19 protein-coding genes are annotated in these 21,809 nt (G+C 58.4%); 9 read left to right on the forward strand and 10 right to left on the reverse strand.

Translation table 11 applies throughout. The annotated features are described in order from the left end of the window. Positions 1-195 precede the first annotated feature (195 nt). Together ACLIRY_RS06295 and ACLIRY_RS06300 are read left to right on the forward strand one after the other, a co-directional pair. The gene (locus ACLIRY_RS06295) at positions 196-1,518 is read left to right on the forward strand and encodes a hypothetical protein (protein ID WP_413204506.1); all 1,323 of its coding nucleotides are present in this window, start codon (positions 196-198) and stop codon (positions 1,516-1,518) included. Further along, a complete protein-coding gene (locus ACLIRY_RS06300; RefSeq protein WP_413204507.1) occupies positions 1,511-2,047 on the forward strand; it encodes a L,D-transpeptidase family protein in 537 nt (178 codons plus the stop codon). Before ACLIRY_RS06295 ends, ACLIRY_RS06300 begins: the two co-directional genes overlap by 8 nt. Positions 2,048-2,434: 387 nt before the next feature. On the opposite strand, the gene ACLIRY_RS06305 is transcribed toward ACLIRY_RS06300, so the two are convergent. Further along, a complete protein-coding gene (locus ACLIRY_RS06305; RefSeq protein WP_413204508.1) occupies positions 2,435-3,136 on the reverse strand; it encodes a YggS family pyridoxal phosphate-dependent enzyme in 702 nt (233 codons plus the stop codon). Positions 3,137-3,272: 136 nt separating this feature from the next. Here ACLIRY_RS06305 and ACLIRY_RS06310 point away from each other — a divergent pair, with 136 nt between their 5' ends. The 5 genes from ACLIRY_RS06310 to holA all read left to right on the forward strand — a co-directional run bounded on the left by ACLIRY_RS06310 (position 3,273) and on the right by holA (position 8,946). Then, positions 3,273-3,869: a thiamine phosphate synthase gene (locus ACLIRY_RS06310; RefSeq protein WP_413204509.1), complete on the forward strand. Its 597-nt coding sequence runs from the start codon at positions 3,273-3,275 to the stop codon at positions 3,867-3,869. 122 nt (positions 3,870-3,991) lie between these two features. After that, the gene (locus ACLIRY_RS06315) at positions 3,992-4,570 is read left to right on the forward strand and encodes a DUF3576 domain-containing protein (RefSeq protein ID WP_413204510.1); all 579 of its coding nucleotides are present in this window, start codon (positions 3,992-3,994) and stop codon (positions 4,568-4,570) included. Between the two features lie 73 nt (positions 4,571-4,643). Next, complete coding sequence (gene leuS, locus ACLIRY_RS06320; protein WP_413204511.1) at positions 4,644-7,232, forward strand: leucine--tRNA ligase; 2,589 nt, start codon at positions 4,644-4,646, stop codon at positions 7,230-7,232. 139 nt (positions 7,233-7,371) lie between these two features. Beyond that, positions 7,372-7,827, forward strand: coding sequence for an LPS assembly lipoprotein LptE (gene lptE / locus ACLIRY_RS06325; protein WP_413204512.1), 456 nt, complete (start codon positions 7,372-7,374; stop codon positions 7,825-7,827). A gap of 90 nt (positions 7,828-7,917) precedes the next feature. Further along, entirely contained in the window at positions 7,918-8,946 is a 1,029-nt protein-coding gene (gene holA / locus ACLIRY_RS06330) for a DNA polymerase III subunit delta (RefSeq protein WP_413204513.1), read from the forward strand. Positions 8,947-9,043: 97 nt separating this feature from the next. On the opposite strand, the gene ACLIRY_RS06335 is transcribed toward holA, so the two are convergent. The 6 genes from ACLIRY_RS06335 to ACLIRY_RS06360 all read right to left on the reverse strand — a co-directional run bounded on the left by ACLIRY_RS06335 (position 9,044) and on the right by ACLIRY_RS06360 (position 15,234). Continuing rightward, a complete protein-coding gene (locus ACLIRY_RS06335; protein ID WP_413204514.1) occupies positions 9,044-10,048 on the reverse strand; it encodes a ParB/RepB/Spo0J family partition protein in 1,005 nt (334 codons plus the stop codon). Further along, positions 10,045-10,860 (reverse strand): ParA family protein, encoded by an 816-nt coding sequence (locus tag ACLIRY_RS06340; protein ID WP_413204515.1) that lies wholly within the window; start codon positions 10,858-10,860, stop codon positions 10,045-10,047. Before ACLIRY_RS06340 ends, ACLIRY_RS06335 begins: the two co-directional genes overlap by 4 nt. Beyond that, positions 10,853-11,470, reverse strand: coding sequence for a 16S rRNA (guanine(527)-N(7))-methyltransferase RsmG (gene rsmG / locus ACLIRY_RS06345; protein ID WP_413204516.1), 618 nt, complete (start codon positions 11,468-11,470; stop codon positions 10,853-10,855). The genes ACLIRY_RS06340 and rsmG overlap by 8 nt, the downstream gene beginning before the upstream one ends. Positions 11,471-11,537: 67 nt before the next feature. Next, positions 11,538-13,409: a tRNA uridine-5-carboxymethylaminomethyl(34) synthesis enzyme MnmG gene (gene mnmG / locus ACLIRY_RS06350; RefSeq protein ID WP_413204517.1), complete on the reverse strand. Its 1,872-nt coding sequence runs from the start codon at positions 13,407-13,409 to the stop codon at positions 11,538-11,540. Between the two features lie 56 nt (positions 13,410-13,465). Beyond that, complete coding sequence (gene mnmE, locus ACLIRY_RS06355) at positions 13,466-14,797, reverse strand: tRNA uridine-5-carboxymethylaminomethyl(34) synthesis GTPase MnmE (protein WP_413204518.1); 1,332 nt, start codon at positions 14,795-14,797, stop codon at positions 13,466-13,468. Between the two features lie 176 nt (positions 14,798-14,973). Continuing rightward, complete coding sequence (locus tag ACLIRY_RS06360; RefSeq protein WP_413204519.1) at positions 14,974-15,234, reverse strand: DUF6489 family protein; 261 nt, start codon at positions 15,232-15,234, stop codon at positions 14,974-14,976. Between the two features lie 187 nt (positions 15,235-15,421). Between ACLIRY_RS06360 and ACLIRY_RS06365 the strand changes: the two genes are divergently transcribed. Together ACLIRY_RS06365 and ACLIRY_RS06370 are read left to right on the forward strand one after the other, a co-directional pair. Further along, on the forward strand, positions 15,422-17,455 hold the full coding sequence (locus tag ACLIRY_RS06365) for a thioredoxin domain-containing protein (protein WP_413204520.1): 2,034 nt from the start codon (positions 15,422-15,424) through the stop codon (positions 17,453-17,455). Positions 17,456-17,494: 39 nt separating this feature from the next. Then, a complete protein-coding gene (locus ACLIRY_RS06370; RefSeq protein ID WP_413204521.1) occupies positions 17,495-18,469 on the forward strand; it encodes a quinone oxidoreductase family protein in 975 nt (324 codons plus the stop codon). A gap of 184 nt (positions 18,470-18,653) precedes the next feature. On the opposite strand, the gene rho is transcribed toward ACLIRY_RS06370, so the two are convergent. The 3 genes from rho to hemH form a co-directional block, all read right to left on the reverse strand. Beyond that, positions 18,654-19,910: a transcription termination factor Rho gene (gene rho, locus ACLIRY_RS06375; protein WP_413204522.1), complete on the reverse strand. Its 1,257-nt coding sequence runs from the start codon at positions 19,908-19,910 to the stop codon at positions 18,654-18,656. Positions 19,911-20,255: 345 nt separating this feature from the next. Continuing rightward, a complete protein-coding gene (gene hemJ, locus ACLIRY_RS06380) occupies positions 20,256-20,693 on the reverse strand; it encodes a protoporphyrinogen oxidase HemJ (RefSeq protein ID WP_413204523.1) in 438 nt (145 codons plus the stop codon). A gap of 26 nt (positions 20,694-20,719) precedes the next feature. Next, entirely contained in the window at positions 20,720-21,778 is a 1,059-nt protein-coding gene (gene hemH / locus ACLIRY_RS06385; protein WP_413204524.1) for a ferrochelatase, read from the reverse strand. Positions 21,779-21,809 lie beyond the last annotated feature (31 nt).

Below are 21,809 nucleotides of genomic sequence, written 5' to 3' on the forward strand. Positions count from 1 at the left end.
TCCCGGGGGAGACAGCCTGAGGGCCTGGTCGGTACCCCTTGCCGCCCAGACAGGCAGAAGATGCCGACCGGTAGGAAAAATCAGAGAACAGAATCTTTCATCCCCTTGAAAAACAATAGGTTTATATCCGGCACGCCATTTGCTTAGGTTAAGGGTACCATTTTTCTTGAGCCGTCCACGCTAAGGATGTCCACAATGGCCGTCGACGCGATAACCAGCCTGCCACAGGCACCCAGAGATACCACGAATCCGGGATACCGGCTCGAGGGGGATAAGGTTATCAACGACGACTTTATGGATGGTTTTACCTTCTGGGACGCGCTGGACGTCATCAATCCCCTGCAGCATATCCCAGTGGTCAACACGATTTACCGGGAGCTGACCGACGATCAGATAAAAGCCGGTCCGCGGTTGGCCGGAGGTGTCTTGTTCGGAGGCGTTGTTGGCCTCGCGGGAGCGGCCGTTAACGTTTTAGCCAAGGAATTGACCGGTAAGGATCTGGGGGAACACGCCGTTGCGCTGTTCGACATGGCCGTCAATGGTGAAGAGACTGTGAAAACAGCTCAGGTCAACCCCCCCTCGGGTCAGGCAGAATCTGCCCAGGCTCTGGCCCAAGATCCCAACGCTCCCCTGGATCTCCTCCCTCCGCGTTGGCGGATGGCGGCGAATACGGGCATGACAACAGCCGCTTTAGGGGGCAGTTCCCTAACAACCCAGGGAACCATGCCATCCAACCTTCCCCTGGGGGACGGGGCTCTCGCCCCCTTGGGAGACGGGGCTGCTTCACCAGCTGTTTCACCAACACCCCCTCGGCCCGGCAGCGTCGACATCGTTTTGCCTCAACGGGCCGAAGCCGCATCCTCAGTCGGACAAACGCCACAAGTTGCCGGTCGTGCCCCCGTGAATCCTCCTCTGGGGGATGACGCCCTGGGCATGGCCACCCGTGCCCCAGCGCAATCTGAAACAGTGGCCCTTCGGGCCGACAGGAACCCGGCTCAGACAGCGGTGGACCCGGCGACCGCCACAAGCAGACAGCCACGATCCCTGTCTGAAACCCGGGAATTCGCAGGAAAAAGCCTTGATGATTACCGAAACCGGGCTGTCCGCTTCAACGCCGGACGGTCGACCCGATCGACCTCCAGCCAGACTCACACCACCGGTCAGTCCAGTTCCCAATCCCCCCTCCCCGATCCTGCAGCTATGGCCCAATTGCTCGAAGCCCAAGCCGCCAGTCGGCCTCTCTCGGCCAGCGGGGTTCTGAAGACTGCCTCGAACAGTGCTTCTTCTGGAACCACCGAGGGAGATGTCCTGCAGGTCGGCCAAACGGGAGCGGGTTCAAAAGCCACGACGACCATCATGGAACCTCCAGGGGGGGAATCTCCAAGGGGAGGATCTCCAGAGGGCGGCGAAATCGATCAAGACGCTTGGTTCGCCCAAAAAATGATGATGGGATTGGAGAAATACCAGAAGGCCCGTGGTTCCATCCCCCTGACCCGTGCGGCGCCCATTGATGCCTGACTGTACGACGACCGGTTCTGTTCCGCTCCTTCGAGTAGAAGCGCCAGGCGTTTTGCAGGCTGGATCCAAGTTCTTTCCTTGCCGCCTGGGTCGTCGCGGTATTCTCCGCGATAAGGTGGAAGGGGATGGGGGCACCCCCGTCGGCAAATTTCCCCTCCGTCGGGTCTACTATCGTGCCGATCGGGTGGATCCCCCCATGACGGCCCTGCCCGTCGTGGCCTTGACCCCTGATATGGGCTGGTGCGACGACCCCCAAGACCTCACCTCCTATAATCGACCGGTCACCTTGCCCCATCCGTCAAGTCACGAGCGCCTTTGGCGGGAAGACAATCTCTATGATCTGATTGTCGTTTTAGGCCATAACGATGATCCCGTGGTTCCCGGACTTGGAAGCGCCGTCTTCCTCCACATTGCCCCACCGGAAGGCAAACCGACCCAAGGCTGCGTGGCCCTCTCAACCCCGCACCTGCGCCAAGTCCTGGCCTGCGTCGGACCAGGCACCGTTCTGGAGATTGCTGCCCCCACATAGCCCCTCCAATAGAACAGCAGGAGCCCTAGAGTGCTCCGAGGCCACTTGGGCCACTTCTTGGCACAACTAGGCCTCGAAGGCCCATGAAAACGGGCCAGGGTACACGACAGTCGGTGCTTTCCCGTAACGGGGCTTTGCCCCGTTCCCCCCCTCTTTGGCGAGGCTGAGGCCAAAAGGCCCCAGACCCCGGGCTAAAAAAACGGGGGTTTGGGGGCATTGGCCCCCAAATGGGCTTGGGCTATCGCCCAAAAAACACGAAACACCGGCGTTGCGGAGTTTGCCTCCGTTGCCTGATCCCACCCTGGATTCCCACCTGTGCGGGAATGATGATTAAACTATTGAAATAATGAGAATCATTTCGGGTGGGGCCTAAGAAAATCCAGGCAGTCAAGCTGCGGGCATGGGTCGAGATCCAAAGATTGCCGTCCCCACCCGAACATGGGTGGCGCCAAAGGGCACAGCCTTCTCGAAATCCCCGCTCATCCCCATGCTCAGCACCGACAAACCTGCATCCTTTGCAATTTCCCGCAGGAGAGCGAAATGGGGGGACGGTTCCTCGTCAACCGGCGGGATACACATCAACCCCCGGACATCCAGACCCAATTCGTCCCGGCACTCCCGAATGAAAGCCGGAGCACCTGCGGGAAGGACACCAGCTTTCTGGGGTTCTTCCCCCGTGTTCACTTGGATCAACACCGGTACCCGCCGTCCCATCCGTTCCATTTCCTCTGCGAGAACCCGGGCCAGACGCGGCCTGTCCACGGTTTCAATCACATCGAACAGCGCCAGGGCATCCTTGACCTTGTTGGTCTGAAGGGGGCCGATCAATCGGAGTTCCACCTCGGGGAAATCTTGCTTCAAAGCAGGCCATTTTCCTTGGGCCTCCTGAATACGGTTTTCCCCAAAAACCCGATGCCCCGCCCGCAGGGCAACACGAATACGGTCGGCGGTATTCGTCTTACTGACCGCTACCAAAGTAATCTCCTCCGGTGGTCGACCAACCGGCATACAGGCCTTGACGATGCGGGTCTGGATCTCCCGCAAATTCTCGGTGATATCAGAGGGAATGGCGTTTTTCGTCTCGGGCATGATCGGATCCGGCGGATAGAAAAGGGGAGAATTCTGGTTTGGGGGGAAATCTACCCTCGGAATGGCAGGGATAAAAGTGAATCCGCTTTCCTTTTAATCTAGAACCGGAGCGGAAAAATAGGTCAAGGTGAATGCTATGGTACCCGTCCCGTCCACTCCTCACCCAATCCTGATAACCGACGCCACCCGGCTGCCTGATCCCCTGCCCGTCATGGCTCGCCTGCCCCGGGGCGCCGCTGTTATTATCCGTCACTATGAATGGTCCCAGAAGGATCGCCTTGCCCTTCTGAAGCGGATGAAGGACCTCGCAGGCAGGCGTGGGATCCGTCTTCTGCTTGCCACTCCCTTGCCCGGTGTCCACCCCTGGATCCCCGACGGCATTCATTTGCCCGAATACATTGGCCGTCATGGCCCCCTCGCCCGGATTTTACTCTGGAGACGGGCCCGTGCTGATCGCCTCCTGTCCATGGCCTGTCATGACAGAACAGCCCTTGGACGAGCCCGCCACCTCGGGCTTGATATGGCCCTGATATCACCAATCCTTCCAACCGCCAGTCACCCAGGAATGCCAACCCTTGGCCCCTCGCGTGCCGCTTTTATCGCGAGAGGACAGAAAATCCCCCTCGCCGCTCTTGGAGGATTGACCCGAAAGACCGCCCAACGCCTTCCCTCTGGCACTTTTATGGCCATTGCAGGAATATTTATGGGACCATTCCCCCTGAAGCCCCGGTAATCGGCCTTTGCTGCGCTGGAGGGATGGAAAAATTGTGCTGTCGTGAGTATGGTTGTCCCTGCCTTTCAGCATGGCCGACCCTCGGCCTGCTCCTTCCGCCTAACCGACGGGTGCCAAGACAAATGATGAACCGGGATCACAAGACTGCCATGCGATACTTGAACCGCAGCCTGGCCGCGATACTCCTTGGGGCCACCGCCCTGGCTGTGACCGCATGCGAAGGGTCCAAGGCCGTCTATCCGGAGCGGGATAAATTAACCGGCCAGCGGGTCTTCAGGGACCCTTCTCAACCCAACCAGGAGCAGGGCCTGTTTGGACCCGGAGGGTTGAACCTATTCGGAGGGGGCCAACAGGCCCAACCTGGAGCCACCGGCGTTGGCGTCAACAGCTTCCTCTGGCGCGCCTCCTTGGACACCATTGCCTTCATGCCCTTGACCTCGGCAGATCCTTTCGGTGGCGTGATCATCACCGATTGGTATTCTCCGCCTGAAAGTCCGAACGAGCGCTTCAAGACCAATGTTTATATCCTGGCCAAAGCCCTGCGGGCCGATGGGATCAAGGTCTCCGTTTTCCGCCAGGTCCGGGACCGCGATGGGGCTTGGGTCGAAGCCACCGTTGCCAATTCCGTGGCCACCGACATGGAAAACGCTATCTTGACCCGAGCCCGGCAACTGCGGCTCGCAGTCCTGACAGGCGAATAATCTCTCTCTACTCTCCGGGGGCGCCGATGCCCCCCACTCCTTCCTATCCCTTAGCATGAAAGATCACCGAGGCATGGCGTCCGAGGACCGCTACAACGTCAAGGAAACCGAGGCCAAATGGCAGGCAGCCTGGGCTGAAAACGGATGTTTCACCGCGCGGGAAGATGCATCCCGCAAGAAATATTACGTTCTAGAAATGTTCCCCTATCCCTCGGGTCGGATCCACATGGGCCATGTGCGCAACTATACTCTGGGCGATGTGGTGGCCCGTTTCAAGAGGGCCCAGGGTTTCAATGTCCTGCACCCCATGGGCTGGGATGCCTTTGGCCTACCCGCCGAAAACGCCGCCATCCAACGGGGTGTCCATCCTGCGAAATGGACCCGGCAGAACATCGCCATCATGCGCGATCAATTCAAACCCATGGGCTTGTCCATTGATTGGGATCGGGAAGTCAGCACCTGCGAGCCGGAATACTACCGGCATGAGCAGAAAATGTTCCTGGACTTCGTCAAAGCCGGTCTCGCCTACCGCAAGGAATCCTGGGTGAACTGGGACCCGGTCGAAAATACCGTCCTGGCCAACGAACAGGTGATCGATGGCAAGGGCTGGCGGTCCGGGGCTCCGGTTGAACGGCGCAAGCTGTCCCAGTGGTTCCTGCGGATCACCCAGTATGCCGAAGACCTGTTGAGCGCCATTTCCCAACTGGACCGCTGGCCTGACAAGGTCCGTCTGATGCAGACGAACTGGATCGGCCGGTCAGAAGGTGCCCGAGTGACCTTTGATCTGGTCGGTCGTGAAGACGGTGTGGAGGTCTTTACCACACGCCCCGATACCCTATTTGGCGCCAGCTTCTGCGCCCTGTCTCCGAATCATCCCATCGCTGCGGAATTGGCCCAAACCAATCCTGCCCTGGCCGAATTCATTGCCGAATGTGGTCGCATGGGCACGAGCGAAGCGGATATCGAAACGGCGGAAAAGAAGGGATTCGATACTGGACTGAAGGTTCGGCACCCCTTCGATCCGGATTGGCATCTGCCTGTCCATGTGGCCAACTTTGTTCTGATGGAATACGGAACGGGCGCCATCTTCGGCTGTCCCGCCCATGACCAACGGGACATGGACTTCGCCCGAAAATACGGCTTGTCAGTCCGCGCTGTCGTTGCCCCAAAAGACGCTGATCCCGCAGCCTTTACGGCAGAGATGGAAACGGCGACGGATGCCTTTACCGGTGACGGCATCGCCATCAATTCCCACTTCCTCGACGGCCTGTCCGTGACCGAGGCCAAGCGGGCCGCCATCGAAAAAATTGCAAAGCTGGGAGCCGGAGCCGGCGTCACTCAGTACCGACTGCGGGATTGGGGTGTGTCCCGCCAGCGCTATTGGGGCTGTCCCATTCCTATGATTCACTGTCCGGATTGCGGAATCGTTCCCGTTCCGGAAGAGCAACTGCCCGTGGAACTGCCCGAAGACGTCAGCTTCGACAAGCCGGGCAACCCACTCGCCCACCACCCCACTTGGAAAAACGTCGACTGTCCACAGTGCGGTAAGGCGGCCCAGCGGGAAACGGACACCTTCGATACCTTCTTTGAGAGCTCCTGGTATTTCGCCCGCTTCTGCTCGCCCAAGAGCGAAACCCAGGCCTTCGACCGCGCCGCCGTCGACTATTGGCTGCCGGTCGATCAATACGTGGGTGGCGTCGAACATGCGGTGCTGCACCTGCTCTACTCCCGCTTTTTCACCCGTGCGCTCAGTGATTGCGGATATCTGGGAGTGGCTGAACCCTTTGACGGGCTGTTTACCCAAGGCATGATCCGCCACGAAACCTATAAGGGTCCAAAGGGGGAATGGCTGTCCCCTGAAGACATCGACAAAGGCGCCGATGGATCGGTCGTGCGACTGTCCGACGGCGCGCCGGTTACGGTTGGTGCATCGGAAAAAATGTCCAAGTCCAAGATGAATACCGTGGACCCCACGGCTATCTTGGATTCCTATGGCGCCGATGCCGCACGTCTCTTCATGCTATCAGACAGCCCGCCGGAGCGGGACATGGACTGGACAGAGTCCGGGATCGAAGGCGCCTGGCGCTACTTGGGTCGCCTCTGGCGTCTGGCCGTCCAACCCTCCGTACCCTTGCCTCCCCCTGGCGCAACTCTTCCCGAAACCCTTGGTCCCAAGACCGACATGCTCTTGCGCCAAACCCATAAGACCATCGCCGGGGTAACGGACGATCTAGAAAAATTCCGCTTCAACAATGCCGTCGCCCGTTTGCGTGAGTTAACCAATGCTTTGGGGTCCCTGGATGGGACCGAGACCGGTGCACCGGGCATCTATCGCTTTACCCTGGAGACGGCAGCGAAACTGGCTGCACCCATGGTTCCCCATATTGCCGAGGAGATCTGGGCTCAGCTGGGTCATACCACCCTGATCACCGAAACCCCTTGGCCAATCTGCGATGAGGCCCTTCTTACCGACGACTCTGTTACCATTGCGGTCCAGGTCAACGGCAAGATGCGCGGTAAAATCGACCTGCCCCGAGATGCGGATAAGGACACGACAGAAGCCGCCGCGCTCGCTCTGTCCACCGTCGCCGCTCAGGTTGGAGGCAAGCCCATTCGAAAGATAATCATCGTTCCAAACAGGATCATCAATGTCATCGTCTAGGCGCCACTTCCTGATTGCCCTAAGTGGGGGTCTTCTCACCGGAGCATGTGGATTTCGCCCCATTCTCGCCGACACCACCACACCGACAGGTGATTTGTTTGGCGGGGGTCAACGGAGGTCCAATACCGTCTCTGAGACCATGGGGACAGTCTATGTCCACCCCCCCTCATATTCGGATGAAGATGGGGCCCGTGCCGCCCGCGTTTTTCGAAACGCAATGATCAACCGCATCGGGGATTCACCTCAACCCCTGTACAGCATACAAAGTAACCTATCGGTCAGCCTCAAATCGTTGGGTATCACCCAGGAAAACCTAGCCACACGCTATCAGGCCTTTGCAAGCCTATCCTATGTCCTTTTTCGCCTGGACCAGACTGGCAAAGCCATGCCGAAGAAATTGACCAACAATAGCATCACAAGTTGGGCCGGCTATGATGTGGTAAATTCTCCAATCTCAGATGTGATCGCAGAACGGGACGCCATTGACCGGGTATCGAAAGAACTTGCGGAGCTTCTTTATCTACGAATTGCCTCCTATTTCGCCCAAAAGCCGCAACGACAAAACGGTGCGATTAGGCCTTTGTCCGCGTTTTAAATTTTTGCTCCTCATTTATTGCCTGCCCAAGCGGGAGCGACGACCTAAACTTGGGCAGGCACTACTCAACCATAGCCCTGTAGGTCTTGGATGAAGCTCAGCGGCTCCGCAATAGATGGCTTTTTGAAGAGGCCAAATCCCGATATTCGCGCTGTTCTGGTTTATGGCCCCGACGAAGGCCTTGTTCGAGAACGAATTGATCGCCTCATGCGGACCGTCATTGATGACCTAAAAGATCCGTTTCGGGTTTTTGAACTGACCGGTGACGATCTCAAAGCGGATCCCGCTCGACTCTCCGATGAGGCCGCTGCCCTTTCCCTGACAGGAGGACGTCGGGTAGGGCGCGTTCGGCAAATCACGGACCAACATGCCAACAGTCTCAAGTCCTATTTAGACCATCCTATCGGGGATTCTCTCGTCGTCCTTCAGGGAGGCGACCTCGGCCCCAGGTCTTCCTTGCGCAAACTGTTCGAAGGCGCAAAAGCAGCGGCCTCCCTTCCCTGCTATTCCGACGAAGGCAGAGGATTGGAAACGGTCATTCGGGACATGCTGGCCCAAGCCGGTCTTTCAGCCCACGGAGATGTCATTGAGTATCTGGCAACTCATTTGGGAGGGGACCGCGGCGTTACGCGATCCGAACTGGATAAACTCATCACCTATTGCGGCCCTCAAGGTCAAATTACCCTGGAGGACGCCCTAGCTTGTATCGGCGATACCGCACAGATTGGCATGGATGCTTTGATCAACGCGGTAGGCCAAGGAAACACGGCAGACGCCCTGAGGGCACTGGATCGATTAACCCAAGAGGGAACGAACGCTGTCGCCATCCTTCGTAGTCTGTCCCGGCATTTTACTCGGCTCCATCTCGTAGCTGGCCTTCTCGCACAAGGTCGGTCTATTGACCAAGCCATGGGCGCCCTAAAGCCACCCGTATTGTTTAAAACCAAAACCACCTTCCAAAACCAAGCCCAGGGCTGGAGCCCGACACGACTTGCCATGGCGTTGGACTTGTTATTGGAAGCGGAAAAAGACGCCAAAAGCTCCGGCCTGCCCGACGCCGCCCTTTTAGAACGCGTGATTATTCGGCTAGCAAAGGGTGCTATTCAAAGACGGAGGTAGCCTTCCTCGCTCTAACGATCATAGAAAAGGCCGCGTCTTGGAAAGACAGCGGCCTTTTTTTGTTTCACGTGAAACACAAGATTGGGGCGACCGCTCCTTACATCTCATCCTCATCCAGAGCATCGAGAGACACGAGATCATCCAATCCATCAGCCTCGTCATCAGAAGGCCGTGATTCTTGACCTAAATGGCCTTGGCTTAACCGATGCAAAACATCGTCGAGTTGCGCAAGAGTCTCGTACTCAATAACCAAACTACCACCCCGTCCTTTTGCTTCAATGCTGACGGTCAACCCCAGCGAGTTCGAAATATCACGCTCCAGAGCCAGCGTATCGGGGTCTTTGAGCGGCCCGGATGAGCCCGCACGAGATTTTTCCTTCGCGGCTTTATCCGGTGTTTCCCCGCTTCCTTTCGCCAACTTTTCAGTCTGGCGGACATTCAGACCCTTGGTCACCACTTCCTGTGCTAAAGCACTGGCATTTTCGGTGGTCAATAAAGCCCGTGCATGGCCGGCGGTCAGAAGCCCCTTGGACACCAAATCGCGCACATCCATGGGAAGCTGCAAGAGGCGCATTGTATTGGCCACATGGCTGCGACTCTTTCCAACCACACGCCCCAGATCTTCTTGGGAGTGACTGAATTCCTCCTGCAACCGCCGATAGCCCTCCGCCTCTTCCAGGGGATTCAGATCCTGCCGCTGGAGGTTTTCAACCAGGGCAACTTCCAAGGTCTCCTGGTCGGATAGGTCCCGCACCAAAACGGGAACTTCGTGCAGCCGTGCCCGTTGCGCCGCACGCCAGCGTCGCTCTCCGGCAATGATCTGATAGGACCCTGGCATAGCAGGATCCGGACGTGCCAGAATCGGCGTCAAAATACCCTGCGCCCGAATGGATTCCGCAAGCTCAGAAATGGCCTCTTCATCAAAGGCCTTTCGGGGTTGATTGGGATTCGGGGCCAAATCTCCGATGGGAATCAGGTGAAAGCCACGACTGCCTTCTTCCCCTTCGGTGGACGCGGATTCCAAATCATCTCCCAGCAATGCAGACAAGCCCCGGCCCAAACCACGGCGGCGTCCACTGGGTGCTGAAGACTCATTACTCATGCGGCCAATCCACCTTCCCGTTTGATCAATTCACCTGCCAAATGCAGGTAAGCCTGCGACCCCGCGCATTTTAAGTCATACAACAAAACGGGCTTTCCGTGGGACGGTGCCTCGGAAATCCGAACATTCCGAGGGATGACGGTATTATAAACTTTGGCACCAAAGTAGCCCCGCACGTCGGCAGCCACCATGTCGGACAAATTATTCCGCCTATCGAACATGGTCAGAACAATCCCTTGTATTTCGAGGCCAGGGTTAAAGGCTCTGCGGACCCGCTCAATAGTCTTGGTCAAATGGCTGATCCCTTCAAGCGCGAAGAATTCACACTGAAGCGGCACCATCACCGCATGGGACGCCACGAGCGCGTTCAACGTCAAAAGGCCAAGAGCGGGAGGACAATCCACCAACACATAATCGAACCCTTCGAGTTCCCCTTCCAGGGCCATCCTCAACCGAAATTCCCGTCCTTTTTCATCCACGAGTTCCAGTTCGGCACCGGCGAGATCTACGCCCGCAGGAATAATGGACAAACCGGGAATGTCCGTAGAAATGACCCCGTCCCGTGCCTTTCGATCCCCCATGAGGATCTGATAGCTGGTCACCCGCCTTTGATTACTGGCAATGCCAAGACCCGTCGACGCGTTCCCCTGGGGGTCCATGTCAATAATCAGGACTTTCTGCTTCGTAGCGGCTAAAGCCGTGGCCAGATTAATGGCCGTCGTCGTCTTGCCCACGCCTCCTTTTTGGTTGGCAATAGCGATCACACGAGGACCGGTAACAGACAAGGGGGCACCAATAGACTGGCTAGACACGGGTGAGGTCTCCAATTCGCAAGATCTGGCCGGAAGGGTCGGCGCGGCTTGGGAACCGCTCTTTTTGCATCATCCATATCTTGTGGACTTCGGTCAACTCATCATCAATGCTTTGGCCCTTTAAGAAGAGCCCCTGTGCACCAGACAAGAGAAATGGCTCTGCCCATTCAAGGATTCGTGTCATGGGCGCAAAGGCCCGCGCCGTTATGAGGTCGACGGGAAAGGGATCCAGGCTCTCGAGCCGCTTTGGATGGAGAGTGATTTTGGTGCTGGAGACCCGAGCCGCCTCTGTCAAAAACGCGCATTTTCGCGTATCGGACTCCACCAAATGAACCTGGGGTACACCGAGAATGGCCAAGACGAGACCGGGAAAACCGGCGCCGCTTCCCAAATCCATAAGCACTTCCGTTCCCTGCGGAATCAAGGGAAGCAACTGGGCTGAATCCAACATATGGCGCCGCCAAGGGTCTTCCAGGGTGCTTTTTCCCACGAGATTAATTTTAGCCTGCCACTTGTTCAGAACAGCCAGATAGGCCTCCAGACGTTCCCCCGTTTCACGTGAAACACCGGTGTCTTGAAGGAAGCGCTCGAAGGTGAGAGGGGATGGCACAGTGTTCTCCCGTTTCACATGAAACACAGGGGCGATACCCGCCGGTTTCGTTTCACGTGAAACACCGCTAGGCCGCCTTGGTTCCCTTCTTCACATGACGCAGCAGAGCCGTCAAGGCTGCAGGTGTCATTCCTGGAATGCGCGCCGCGGCCCCCAAAGTTTCCGGCCTTGTGGTCTCCAGCTTTCCTCGCAGTTCCGCAGACAGACTCGGGATCACGCCGTAGTCCAAATCCACAGATAAGCCAAGGCTTTCATCCTTCCGGAAGGCTGCGATATCCGAATGCATGCGGGAAAGATAGCCCGCATACCGGGCTTCAATTTCCAACTGCTCCGCCACATCCTTGCGTAGGGTCCCGAGCAGGGGCCAAAGCGTAACCAGGTGGTCCCAGGTCATATTGGCCAGGGTCAACAGCTCAAGGGGTGACCGGCGCTGACCATCCTTATTCACGGAAACACCCATACGCTCCAGTTCCTGGGGCGTAGCCTGTAAGCTGGCCACCTGGACCTGAGCATCGGCGATGGCCGCTTCCTTCTCCGTGAATAGCTTGGCACGGCCCAAGCCCACACAGCCGATGGCCATTCCCTTGGCTGTCAGTCGACGATCCGCATTATCGGCGCGAAGAAGCAATCTGTATTCGGCGCGGGAGGTGAACATCCGATAGGGTTCGCTTGTCCCCAAGGTGACCAAATCATCGACCATAACCCCCATATAACCTTCGGCCCGATCCAGGGTGAAGGTCTCCCCCCCTCCCCCAGCCCGAAGGGACGCATTTACACCGGCCAGCAGGCCCTGGGCACCGGCTTCCTCATAGCCCGTGGTCCCATTAATCTGACCAGCCAAAAATAGGCCGGGGACCGTTTTCACTTCGAGGGTTGTGCTCAGGGCGCGGGGATCGATGAAATCATATTCAATGGCGTATCCGGGTCGCAGAATTTTGGCCGCCTCAAGACCGGGAATAGTCTTAATCATCGCCGCCTGGACATCAGAGGGTAGGCTGGTGGAAATACCATTGGGGTAGATGGTGGGATCGTCCAACCCCTCCGGTTCCAGGAAAATCTGATGCCGATCCCGATCGGCAAACCGCACCACCTTATCCTCAATGCTCGGACAATAGCGTGGTCCGACACTTTGAATCTTGCCCGAGTACATGGGCGCCCGATGGATATTCTCTCTGATGATGGCGTGGGTTTCCGGGGTGGTCTCGGTGATGTGACACGACACCTGAGGCGTGGTGATCCGATCGGTCAAAAAGGAAAAAGGCAGCGGTGGATCATCCCCCGGCTGCTCCTCAAGCCCCGCCCAATTGATGGTCCGCCCGTCCAATCGGGCCGGCGTCCCCGTTTTCAGACGCCCCAAGGGGAGGGACAAACGCAGCAGGGTTTCCGACAATCCAAGGGCAGGGGCTTCCCCTACCCGCCCCGCCGGTATGGTTTCTTCCCCAATATGGATGACACCCCGAAGGAACGTTCCCGTGGTGAGAACCACGGCCCCGGCAGTCAGGCGCTGCCCATCGGCGGTGACCACTCCCTGACAGCAACCTTCATCGTCAAGGATCAAATCCTCAACGGCCATCTCAAGGATGGTCAGGTTTTCCTGCTCAGCCAACAGATCTTGTACGGCCCGGGCATAGAGCTTTCGATCTGCTTGGGCGCGGGGACCGCGGACCGCCGGACCCTTGGATTGGTTGAGAGTACGGAACTGGATTCCGCCACGATCAATGGCCTTCCCCATCACCCCATCCAAGGCATCAATCTCCCGGACCAAGTGCCCTTTGGCCAAACCGCCAATCGCTGGGTTACAGGACATGGCTCCAACCGTATCGGCGCGGTGGGTGGCTAGTAGACATCGGGCTCCGAGACGTGCCGCAGCGGCGGCGGCTTCCGTTCCCGCATGTCCACCGCCAACCACGATCACGTCCCATGTTCCGTCTCGCGTCATAGGGGTTCTCTTCCTTCGTCAATGGGACTCATCGTTTTTTGGGTGGTATCGGAGCCCTACTTCCCGATACAAAAATCCCGAAAGATGACATCCAACAATTCATCCACATCCACCCGACCGGTTACACGACCAATCGCCCGCATAGCCATGCGCAAATCCTCAGCTGCCAGCTCTGGAAGGGGCGCGATCAGGGATTGGTCCAAGGCAGACCGGGCCTCCTCTAGCGCGGTCCGGTGCCGTTGGCGGGTGAGGGCTGGGCCCCCATCTCCATCCAACAAGATCCGCGCCCGGTCCTCCAAGGCTGCTTCCAAATCCCCAAGTCCCTCCCCCGTCACGGTAGACAGGGGAAAGGCGCCTTCCCTTCGAACCTGGTCCAAAGCGTCGACGGCGATTAAATCGATCTTGGTGTATACCCGGATCACGCCGGGTCCCGTGGGGCCATCCAATCCATCGGGCCCTTGCCCCACAGTGGTGCCATCGATCACATGGAGAGTCAAATCCGCGCTTTCCATGCGCGCGCGCGCCCGGCGCACACCTTCCGCCTCAACCAGATCATCCGTTTCCCGCAAGCCTGCAGTATCGGCCACGACCAAAGGGTAGCCGCCAAGGTCCATATGCACCTCGACCACGTCCCGCGTGGTTCCGGCCATCGCGGACACGATCGCCGCCTCGCGCCGTGCCAACCGGTTGACCAAGCTCGACTTCCCCGCATTCGGCACGCCAACCACAGCCACATGGACACCATCCCGAAGACGCTCCCCCCGGTGCCGGTCATCCAAATGGGCGGCGATCTCTGTGGACAAGGTGGCAATCCCCTCCCGCACAGCGGCATCGACTTCTGGAGGCAGATCCTCATCGGGGAAATCAATCACCGCTTCCAGGTGGGCCAACAGCCGTTTGCACCGATCTCGCCATCCATCGTATAGGCGGGCTAAGGCCCCATCGGCTTGGCGGAGCGCTTGGCGTCTTTGGACCTCCGTCTCCGCATTGACCAGATCGGCGATGGCCTCAGCCTCCGTCAGATCCATGCGCCCATTGAGGAAGGCCCGCCGTGAAAACTCCCCTGGCTCCGCAGGCCGTAGATCGGGAACCCGGGAGAGGGCCTCCAGCATGGCGGCGATGACGGCAGTTCCGCCATGGGTTTGAAATTCGGCAACATCTTCACCCGTAAAACTGCCCGGTCCTGGAAACCAAAGGACCAGTCCGTCATCCAGAGCGTCCCCGGATTGGGGATGGGTCAGGCGCGCCCGCCGCGCCCGGCGCGCCGGGGGTTGGGATCCGGTCAAGGCAACCAGAGCCGCACCCGCCGCCGGACCGGAGACACGAATCACCGCTACCCCCGCGCGACCGCGAGCCGTGGCGGGGGCAAATATGGTTGTCGCTGTCATGGGATCTCCAATGGGATGAGGGTCAATGGCATCATGCCAAAAGGCGCCGTTCCCTCTTTCTTAGTTTTGAGCGATTGCCCAAACCCATTTGGGGGCCAATGCCCCCAAACCCCTATTTTTCTTTCACAAATAATAGCCTGAGGTCTTGACGGGAAAACATCCCCTGTCGTGTCCTGTTAGTCTTCGGTCTTCTGAGCCGAGGCACGGGTCGCATTGGCGAATTGGTTCCAGAAGAATTCCTGCAGGCTCCCCAGGTTCTGAACCTGGGCTGGAAACCAGGTTTTGAACAGAGTATCCGGATCCATGGCATTCAGGTTGGTCGCCATCCGCTCTTGAATCTGGGACATGAGCGCCTCCTGCATCGGCTTCACATCAGGCAAGCCGAGAAACGCCCGTGCCTCTTCGGGCGTGCAATCCACGTCGACGGTTAATTTCATGGTGGTACGACCTCCCTTTCCCGGCAACCCGGACCCGACGCCCCGTTGCAAACCCTGCTAGAACACACAAAGTTAGGGCACGGAACCTGTTTAGGCAATGCCGCCTTGCCATTTCGGGCTCTCCCCAGATCCAACCGCCAAAAACGGCAGATGGCTCTGCCCATTACTTGACCAAGGAAGCGACCCGATGGCCCCAGCTGAAGCCCGAAACCGCCTGTCCGAGGAAACCTCCCCCTATCTGCTGCAGCATAAGGACAACCCCGTCCATTGGTATGCCTGGGGAGACGAGGCGTTCGCCGCAGCCCGGGAGAGCAACCGGCCCATTCTGTTAAGCGTCGGCTATGCGGCGTGCCACTGGTGCCATGTGATGGCCCATGAAAGTTTCGAAAACCCGGAGATCGCCAACCAGATGAACGCCTTGTTCATCAATATCAAGGTCGATCGGGAAGAACGACCGGATGTGGATGCCCTCTACCAAGGGGCCCTGTCCATGACCGGGGAACGGGGGGGCTGGCCCCTCACCATGTTCCTGACCCCCGCCGGAGAGCCTTTCGTCGGCGGCACCTATTTTCCGAGCGACAACCGATATGGTCGCCCCGGCTTTCCGAGCGTTCTCGCCCATGTGTCCAAAATTTTCCACGAGCAGCCGGACCGCATCAGACAGACCGCGGACTCCCTGAAAGAGGGGCTGATCCAAGTCAACGCCGATGGGGCATCTACCGCCCCGCCCCTGTCTATTCCTAAGCTGAATGAATTCGCCAACTCTTTGGTTCAACATTTGGACCCCCATCGGGGCGGTGTCGGGCAGGCACCAAAATTTCCCATGCCCTTTGCCTTTGACTTCCTCTGGCGGGCCTGGCTCCGCACCGGAGACCAAAGGTTCCGCCTGGGCGTGGTCAAGGTCCTGGGTGCCATGTCCGAAGGGGGCATCTATGACCACTTGGGCGGAGGCTTCGCCCGCTATTCGACGGACGATGACTGGCTCGTCCCCCACTTTGAAAAAATGCTCTATGACAATGCCCAGCTCATCGAATTGATGACCCTGGTCTGGAAGGACACCCAATCGCCCCTGCTCGCGCGCCGGACAGCGGAAACCATTGCCTGGTTGGATCGGGAAATGACCGGCGAAAATGGCGCGTTTTGCGCAACCCTCGACGCCGACAGCGAAGGGGTGGAAGGTAAGTTCTATGTCTGGACGGCAGAGGAAATCGATGGCCTGCTTCCGCCCGAAGACGCCGCCCTGTTCAAGGAGGTCTACGACATATCCTCCGGCGGCAACTGGGAAGGCACGTCGATCCTCAACCGCTCCCAGGGCCTGACCGTTGAGATGACCGAAGACCTTGAAGCCCGGCTCCAGCCCCTACGGCAGGTTCTGCTTGCCGCCCGGGAGACGCGGATCCGTCCAGGGCGGGACGACAAGATCCTGGCGGATTGGAACGGTTTGGCCATCGCCGCCTTGACCCAAGCCGGTCTCACCTTCGACCGACCCGATTGGATTGCCCGCGCCCGACAGGCCTATGACGGCATCCTCTCCACCATGACCCATGGAGACCATCGCCTGGGCCATGCCCTCTGCCAGGGGCGCCTTCAGACCACCGCCCTTCTGGAAGACTACGCCGCAATGATCAAGGCCGCCCTGGCTCTCTATGAAGGCACAGGAGAGCGTCCCTTCCTCGATCAAGCCAAAGCCTGGACGGGAACAGTGGAACGACATTACCGGGACCCCGCCGGGGGCGGCTATTTCCAGAGCGCCGACGACGCCGGAGATATGATCCTCCGCGTCCGAAGTCTCGCTGATACCTCCCAACCCGCTGGCAACGGCATGATGGTTCAAGTGTTCGCCCGTCTCTTCCTTTTGACCGGAGAAGACCACTTTCGGGACCGGGGAGATCAGGTGATCGTTTCCCATGGGGACCGGATCCTGCAACAATTTCCCCATACGGCCACGGCCCTCTCCGGTTTGGAACTGTTGGCCGAAGGCATGCAGGTGGTTCTGGTTGACGATGATGACTCCCTGTCCCGGATCGTTGCTGGAAGTCCCTTGGCGACCTTCGTCGTCAGCCGTATTTCGTCGGGGCAAGACCTCCCCGAAGGCCATCCCGCCCGGGGCAAGACAGCCGTGGAGGGAAAGCCAACCGCCTATGTCTGTACGGCCGGTGTCTGCGGCCTTCCCATCACGGATCCCGCCGCATTGAAAGACGCCTTGGCACGGAAGCCGTAAAGTCCCTTTCCCTACAGTAAAGACTCAGGAGAACCAATCGTGGCACAGGCCATTCGTATTCATAAAACCGGCGGCCCCGAAGTCATGCAGATGGAGCAGATGGATCTGCCCGATCCCGGACAGGGACAGGTCCGGATCCGTCAGACCGCCGTCGGCTTGAACTACATCGACACCTATCACCGCAGCGGCCTTTACCCCCTCCCCCTCCCCTCTGGCATTGGCCTGGAAGCCGTCGGCGTCATTGAAGCTGTTGGATCGGATGTCCAATACGTGAAGGAAGGACAACGGGTTTGCTACGGAACGGGCCCCATCGGGGCCTATGCCACGGAGCGGGTGATGCCCGAAGCCACCCTGCTGCCCCTCCCAGACACCATCGAGGACATCCAGGCCGCTGGCATGATGTTGCGGGGCATGACCGTCCAATATCTGCTGCGCCGCGCCTTTAAGGTAGAGCCGGGTATGACTGTCCTGTTCCATGCCGCCGCCGGCGGTGTTGGTCTGATCGCCTGCCAATGGCTCAAACATCTGGGTGTGACCACCATCGGCACCGTGGGATCCGAAGCCAAAGGGGAGCTGGCCAAGGCCCATGGATGCACCCATGTGATCAACTACAATACCGAGGATTTCCTGGACCGGGTGAAGGAGATCACCGACGGCCAGGGTGTGCCCGTGGTTTATGATGGTGTGGGCGCCTCAGTTTTCGACAAGTCCCTCGACTGCCTTCAAAGCCGGGGCATGATGATTACGTTTGGAAACGCCTCTGGGTCGGTTCCGCCCGTTGCACCGGGCCTCCTTACAGCAAAAGGATCCCTATTCCTGCACCGACCGACCTTGATGCACTACACGGCGACCCGGCCCGAACTGGAAGAGACCGCCAACGACCTCTTCAACATTGTGGCCTCCGGCGCCGTGAAGATCGATGTCAATCAGACCTATGCCCTGAAAGACGTCATCACGGCCCATACGGATCTGGAATCCCGCAAGACCACTGGATCCACGGTTCTCCTACCATAAGCTTCCTTTTGTGTTTCACGTGAAACAAGAGGGGGGCTTTGCCCCGTCCCCTTCCGTCCATAATGAAAAGGCCCCAACCGATTGGCTGGGGCCTTTTTTCATACCGTGACCGAGACTCTTATAGTCAGAGCATCGCGTAGAGCGGAAAACCGGTTCCCACTTTTCCCCTCGATGCTCTAAAAATTTAGCTGTTCATCGCGTCGAAGAAATCATCGTTGTTCTTCGTTTCCTTCATCTTACCCAGCAGGAACTCCATGGCGTCCTGGACCCCCATCGGGGACAGAATGCGGCGGAGGACCCACATCTTCGACAGGACATCCCGACGCACCAGAAGCTCTTCCTTCCGGGTACCGGAGCGGGTGATGTCGATGGAGGGGAAAATGCGGCGATCGGCCAGCTTCCGGTCCAGAATGATTTCCGAGTTCCCCGTTCCCTTGAACTCTTCGAAAATCACCTCGTCCATGCGCGACCCCGTATCAATCAGGGCGGTGGCAATGATGGTCAAAGATCCCCCTTCCTCGATATTCCGGGCGGCACCGAAGAAGCGTTTGGGCCGTTGCAGGGCATTGGCATCCACACCACCGGTTAGCACCTTGCCGGAGCTGGGAACCACAGTGTTATAGGCGCGGGCTAGACGGGTGATGGAGTCCAGCAGGATCACCACATCCCGTTTGTGTTCCACCAGACGCTTGGCCTTCTCGATGACCATTTCGGCAACCTGAACGTGGCGGGAGGCCGGTTCGTCGAAGGTGGAGCTCACCACCTCGCCGTTCACCGAGCGCGCCATGTCGGTCACTTCCTCAGGCCGCTCGTCGATGAGCAGGACGATCAGATAGACTTCGGGATTGTTGGCCGTGATCGCATGGGCCACGTTTTGCAACATGACCGTCTTGCCGGTCCGGGGCGGCGCCACGATCAAGGCGCGCTGTCCCTTACCCAGGGGGGTGATCAGGTCGATGATCCGGGTGGTGAATTCCTTGCGGGTCGGATCGTCGATTTCAAGCTTTAGCCGCTCGTCGGGATAAAGCGGAGTCAGGTTGTCGAAGTTGATGCGGTGGCGAACCGCCTCCGGTGCCTCAAAATTGATCTTGTTGACCTTCAGGAGAGCAAAATAGCGCTCCCCGTCCTTGGGAGAGCGGATCTGCCCTTCCACCGTATCGCCAGTACGTAGGCCAAAACGCCGCACTTGGCTTGGCGAAATGTAGATGTCATCCGGGCCGGGCAGATAATTCGCTTCCGGAGCACGCAGGAATCCAAAGCCATCCTGCAGGATTTCCAACACCCCTTCACCGAAGATAGCCGTGTCGTTTTCAGCCAATTGTTTCAAGATCGCGAACATCATGTCCTGCTTACGCAGGTTGCTCGCGTTCTCGATTTCCAATTCCTCAGCGAACGCCAGAAGATCGGCCGGGGATTTTCTTTTTAATTCCTGTAGATGCATGGGTGGTCTCGGATAGAAGACAAAATGGGATATGAGAACCAGGAATACCGCCGATGATCCCAAAAGGTCGGGAAAGAAGCGGATCCGAGGAAGAGGAGAGGTGACGACCCGCTATGGGCGGCGGGATCGCGGCGTTGTCTGGGGAATACCCTCTTCGCGAAAAGGAACCCGTGGCGGGTGCCCTTTGTTCCAAGCGAAGACTCGAATTGTATGATGGGGTGTGGGCCCAACGGCCCCTTTAGACGCTTTCCTAGATTTAGCGCCGGAACCCGGAGCCGTCAACATCCATGACGGTTCCGGGTCATGATTTCATCGTTTTGGAAAACTCGAAAGCCAGAGGCCTTCTTAAAAGGGCTTGAGGATCACCATCGGAACAATGATCAAAAGCAGAACCGTCGGAACCTCATTGGCGTACCGGTAAAAGACGTGACTCCGGGTGTTGCGATCCTCGGCAAAGGCCCGCCGCCAACGGGCGTAGAGCATATGCATGGTGATCATCCCCGCGACCATCAACAGCTTCACGTGGAGCCAACCGTCGGTCATCCAATCTCCCATCATGGGAATCCCCGTGGCCAGAACCACGATGAGAGAGGGGTTCATGATCCCCCGCAGCAAGCGTCGCTCCATGACCTTAAAGGTTTCCGACGTGGCAGACCCCTTGGGTTCCTGGGCGTGGTAGACGAACAAACGGGGCAGGTAAAACAAGCCCGCCATCCAGGTGATGATGGCGATCACATGGAGGGTTTTCACCCAGTTGTACCAATCGGAGCCATAGGACAGCATGGGGAATCCTTTATTTTATCGCGGAATCACTGTGAGGACGCGTTTGGTCCGGGATGCGGACAATCGGTCCGATCCTGGGAACAGAGGCGGCCGTCCCGATGGGAACAGGGTCGGCCCTCTACAGTCAAGGCGCCTTCGACCAAGGTTGCCAAACCATCAATGAAATGGGGCTGTGTCTGGACCGTTGGAACGCGCTCATAGTGGGGCACGCCCTTGTGTTTGGCCAATTCCCCATATTCCAGGTCAAGCTCCACCAGGGTTTCGGAATGCTCGGACACAAAAGCAATGGGCACGACCACCAAAGCCTTGCCCTCGGCCCCTGCCCGCTCGATTTCAGCGTCGGTGCTGGGCCCGATCCATTCCATCGGCCCGACCCGGCTTTGATAACAGATCTGATGTTCCAAATCCGGTCGATCCAACTGGGCCGCGACAGCGGCCACGGTGGCCTCAACATGCTGTTGGTAGGGGTCACCCCCATCGACGATCTTCTTGGGCAACCCATGGGCTGAAAACAGGATCCTCGGCGTCTCCTGGCCCGCAGCTTTGACTCGTTCAAGGGCCTCCGTGATCAAAGCCGCCACGGCAGCCACAAACCCCGGTTCCGTTGGATAACAGCAAACCACATGGGTCTTTGCGGATAAACCCGCCTTGGCCGCCTCCTCGCGCCATTGCTTGAGGGAGGATCCGCTGGTGGTTCGGGAATACTGGGGATAGAGCGGTAAGAGAACGATATGGTCCGGCGATGTGGCCTTCACTGCGGCAACGGTTTCCGCAGCAAAGGGGGTCCAATAGCGCATGGCGATGTGGGTTTGTACCGAGAGCCCCCTGGAGACCAAAACGGCAGTCAAGGCTTTGGCCTGATCCTCCGTTTGCTCAAGCAAAGGCGATTTACCACCAATCTTGGCGTAGATCTCCCGGGCAATGGGGGCCCGACGACCGGAGATCAGTTTGGCCAATAGAAACCGAAAGGGGTTCGGAACGCTGATAATCGCCGGGTCGTTGAACAAATTGAACAAGAACGGCTTCACCGCCTCCGGGCAATCCGGTCCTCCAAGATTGAATAAAACCACCGCAACGCGGGTCATGACAGTCTCCATTCAGGCCGTGACGGAGGCG

Origin of the sequence: Rhodospirillum sp. A1_3_36 (genome assembly GCF_047263945.1) — a bacterium.
Taxonomy (GTDB): Bacteria; Pseudomonadota; Alphaproteobacteria; order Rhodospirillales; family Rhodospirillaceae; genus Rhodospirillum.